The following is a 4,236-nucleotide window of genomic DNA, read 5'->3' as shown; positions in this document are numbered from 1 at the left end:
GGCCCCGACGCACCGATCATCACCACCGACGCCCGCCACCGCGCCGACGCCAAGAGCGCCCTCATCACCCTCGTCGAACACGCACTCATGGCCCGCCTGCGGTAGGCCGCGTCCGGATCCCTGTCCGGCCGTATGGAAAGGGCCTCGCACTCCTGCCGGAGTGCGGGGCCCTTTTCGGATCGGTCCGGTCCGGTGCGGCGCGGTGCGGTGCGGTGCGGTGCTCAACCCTTGCCTGGGAGTTGACACCCCCAATGTGTGAGTGGTTTATTACTCATATGGCGACGACAAGGACGCGACAGCTCTCCACGGCCGACGCGCGCCGCGGCGAGGTCCTGGCCACCGCGGCACGGGTCTTCGCGGCCCGCGGGTACTACGGCACCTCGACGACCGAGGTGGCCAGGGGCGCCGGGATCTCCCAGGCGTATCTGTACCGGCTCTTCCCCGACAAGGAAGCGCTGTTCGTGGCCGTAGTCGAGAACTGCTCCCGACTGATCCGGGAGCGGCTGGCCGAGGCGGCCGCGGAGACCGCGAGCGTCGAGCCGGCTGCCGTGCTGGACGCGATGGGCGATGCGTACGCACACCTGATCGCGGACCGGGACGACCTGCTGAGGGTCCTGATGCACGCGAACTGCGCGGCGAGCGAGCCGGCGATCCAGTCGGCGGTGCAGGCACTGTACGCGCGACTGGTGGAGTACGTACGGTCCGCGTCCGGCGCACCGGACGAGCTGATCCAGACGTTCTTCGCCAGGGGCTTTCTCTGCAATGTCGTCGTCTCCATCGGAGCGACGGAGCTGGACGCACCGTGGACGAGGACGCTGCTGACGGGCCTCCGCCACTACTGAAGCACCCCCTGAGGGCGGCCGCGGCGACGCGGCCCCTTCTTCGACCCAAGCAGTGAGTGATCGACCACTCTTTCCTGAGGAAGGGAGATGACAGCGGTGACGGCACGGCTCTCGGAAACAGAGGAAGCAGCAGAGGGAGCAGCGGAAGCAGAGTGCTCGGAGGAAGCGGACGGAGCCCGGGGAGCAAGGGCAGTACGCCGGGGCCCCGCTCTCGCGGCGCTCGCCACGGCGCAGTTCCTCGTCGTACTGAGCACCTCGATCGTGAATGTGGCCCTGCCGTCGATCCGCGACGGCCTGCAGATGTCCCCCACCGCGCTCTCCTGGGTGGTCAACGCGTACGTCCTGGCCTTCGGCGCGCTGCTGCTGCTCGGTGGACGGCTCTCCGATCTGCTGGGCCGCCGCCGGGTGTTCACCGCGGGCATGGCCGTGTTCGGGCTCGCCGCACTGGCATCGGCTCTCGCCCCCTCGGCGCCGGTCCTCATCGCGGCCCGTGCGGTCCAGGGCGCCGGTGCCGCGCTCCTCGCGCCCGCCGCGCTCGCCCTGCTCCTGACCGTGTTCCCGCCGGGACCCGGCAGGGGCAGAGCGCTCGGGGCGTGGGGCGCGGTCTCCGGGGCGGGCGGTGCTGCGGGGGTGCTGCTGAGCGGGGTACTCACCGAGCTGTACGGCTGGCCGGCGGTGTTCCTCGTCTCCGTGCCGGTCACGGCCGCATCCCTCGCCGCGACGCTCGTCCTGGTACCGGCCGCCAGGCCCATCGGCGGCGAGGTCGACGTTCTCGGCGCGGTCACCTCGACCGCCGGGCTCACCGCACTCGCCTACGCCCTCGCCGCGCAGCACCTCGTCGCGGGGGTGGCCGGTGTGAGCCTCCTTGCCTTCTTCGCCGTACGGCAGGTCAGGGCCCGCACGCCCCTCGTACCGCCGCGGCTGCTGCGTACGGGCAGGGTCGCCGCAGCCAACATCGCCATGACACTGCTCGGCGCGGTCTGGGTGGGCCTGTTCTACTTCCTGCCGCTCTATCAGCAACGGATCCTCGGATACGGCCCGCTGGCCGCCGGGCTCACGCAGCTCCCGCTCGCTCTCACGGTCGTCGCCGGTTCCGTACTCGCGTCCCGGCTGCCCGCCCGTGCCGGAACTCCCGCAGCGCTCGCCGTTCTCACGCTCGGACTCGTGTGGTTGTCCCTGGCACCGGGCGACGGGTCGTTCGCCGTCCATCTCCTCGGTCCCTCGCTGCTCATCGGCGCGGGCCTCGGGGTCGCCTTCGTACGGCTCACCGCGCTGTCCACCGAAGGCGTGCCGACGGCCGACTCCGGGATCGCCGGCGGCCTGATCAACACCACCCGGCAGCTCGGCGGGGCACTGGGCCTCGCCCTGATGACCGCCATCGCCCCCGCGGCGGCCGACCACGGCGCCGCCTTCGCAACCGCTGCGGCACTCGCCGCGCTGGCCACCTGCACCACCACGTTCACTATCAACCGGAGGAAGCAGTCATGACCATCGAGTCCATCACCAAGCCGTACGTCTCCGGGCACTACACCCCCGTCGTCGACGAGATCACCGCACACGAGCTGACCGTCCACGGCACCATCCCGCCCGAGCTGAGCGGCCGCTACTTCCGCAACGGCCACAACCCCAAGCCCGGCTCCACGCCCACCCACTGGTTCAAGGGCAGCGGAATGATCCACGGTCTGCGCCTGCGGGAGGGCCGCGCCGAGTGGTACCGCAACCGCTGGGTCCGCACGCCCGCCCTCGACGGCGTCCCGTACCTCGGCGCGGACGGCGTCCCCGACCTCACGGCCAGCGACGCCGCGACCCACGTCATCGAGCACGCGGGCCGCATCCTCGCGCTGCAGGAAGTGAACCTGCCGTACGAGCTGACGTCCGAGCTCGACACCGTCGGCGCGTTCGACTTCGGCGGCAGGCTGAAGACCGCGATGACCGCGCACCCGAAGACCGACCCGGTCACCGGTGAGCTGCACTTCTTCGGCTACGGACCCTTCCCGCCCCACCTGACGTACTACGTCGCCGATGCCAAGGGCGAGATCGTCCGTACCGAGGTCATCGACGGAGCCGGCCCCTCCCTGATGCACGACTTCGCCATCACACAGCGGCACGTCATCTGGCTCGACCTGCCCATCGTGTTCAACCCGGCGGAGCACTCCGGGATCCCGTACCGCTGGAGCGACTCCTACACCCCGCGCATCGGCGTCATGCCGCGGTCCGGGCCCGCGGTGGTGAAGTGGTTCGAGGTCGAGCCGGGCGCGCTGCTGCATGTGGCGAACGCGTACGAGGACGAGCGCGGCCGGATCGTACTGAGCGGCCCCCGCTACGACCGCGGTGCCTGGGAGCAGACCTGGAAGTGGTGGATCGGCGCGCCCGGTTACGCGCCGCAGCCGATGGTCGGTGCGACCGGCCACCGCTGGATCCTCGACCCGGCGACCGGAACCGCGAGCGAGGAGGCGGTCGACGACCTCGTCACCGAGTTCCCCACGATCAACGAGGATCTGACCGGTCTCCCGCACCGTTTCAGCTACTCCGTCGCCTTCCCCGGTCCCGGACTGAGCGAGTACGCCATCGCCAAGCACGATCACCGCACCGGTGCCCGGGAACTGGTGCCCATGGGCCGCGGCCGGATGCCCGGGGAGGCCGTCTTCGTACCGGCGCAGGGTGGGACGCGTGAGGACGACGGCTATCTGCTCACCGTGGTCAGCGATCTGGAGCGGGACGCCTCGCAGCTGCTGATCCTGGACGCGTCCGCGCCGGTGGGCGCCCCCGTCGCCACGGTCGAACTACCGCGCCGTGTCCCGTCCGGCATCCACGGCTCCTGGATCGCCGACGCCGCCATCGCGGGCAGCGGCGAGACCCCGGGCGGTGCGGCATGATCGCGACCCGACACGAGATCACGATCGACGCGCCGGTCGAGACCGTCTGGCACCTCCACACCGACATCAACGCCTGGCCCACGTGGAACACGGGAATCGACACCGCGGAACTCAGCGGTGAGCCGGCGGTCGGCGCCTCGTTCCGGTGGCTCACCCACGGCCTCGACATCACCTCGACGGTGATGGCCGTGGAGCCGAACCGGCTCATCGTCTGGGGCGGGCCCACCGCCGGAATCGACGGGATCCACCGCTGGACGCTGGAACCCCGCGAGGGCGGCGGGACGTTGGTCGTCACCGAGGAGTCCTGGGCCGGACCTCCCGTCGACGCGGACCCTGAGGGGATGCTCACGGCCCTCGACCAGTCGCTCGTCGCCTGGCTGCGGGACCTGAAGCGGACGGCGGAGGGGCGAGCGGCATGAGCAGCGGTTCCGGCATCTGCTAGCCCCTTTATGCCCTGTCCGGGCCCAGGGAGCGTCCGGTGGAGCGGCCCGGCAAGATCCACCGGACAGGCCCTGGGC

General features: G+C 71.1%; 4 protein-coding genes and 1 pseudogene. All 5 read left to right on the top strand.

Annotated features, from left to right (window positions below; translation table 11 throughout):
- Positions 1-105: pseudogene (locus ACWGI8_RS40540) on the top strand (ATP-binding protein); the annotation flags it as partial.
- Between the two features lie 170 nt (positions 106-275).
- A complete protein-coding gene (locus tag ACWGI8_RS40535) occupies positions 276-842 on the top strand; it encodes a TetR/AcrR family transcriptional regulator (protein ID WP_453668458.1) in 567 nt (188 codons plus the stop codon).
- Positions 843-929: 87 nt separating this feature from the next.
- On the top strand, positions 930-2,330 hold the full coding sequence (locus tag ACWGI8_RS40530) for an MFS transporter (RefSeq protein WP_453668457.1): 1,401 nt from the start codon (positions 930-932) through the stop codon (positions 2,328-2,330).
- Entirely contained in the window at positions 2,327-3,718 is a 1,392-nt protein-coding gene (locus ACWGI8_RS40525; RefSeq protein ID WP_453668456.1) for a carotenoid oxygenase family protein, read from the top strand. Before ACWGI8_RS40530 ends, ACWGI8_RS40525 begins: the two co-directional genes overlap by 4 nt.
- Positions 3,715-4,137, top strand: a complete 423-nt coding sequence (locus ACWGI8_RS40520) for an SRPBCC family protein (protein WP_453668455.1) — start codon at positions 3,715-3,717, stop codon at positions 4,135-4,137. The genes ACWGI8_RS40525 and ACWGI8_RS40520 overlap by 4 nt, the downstream gene beginning before the upstream one ends.
- Positions 4,138-4,236: the final 99 nt, after the last annotated feature.

The sequence above is a fragment of the Streptomyces sp. NPDC054841 genome (genome assembly GCF_053611045.1).
This window is presented reverse-complemented; position numbering and strand designations above follow the sequence as displayed.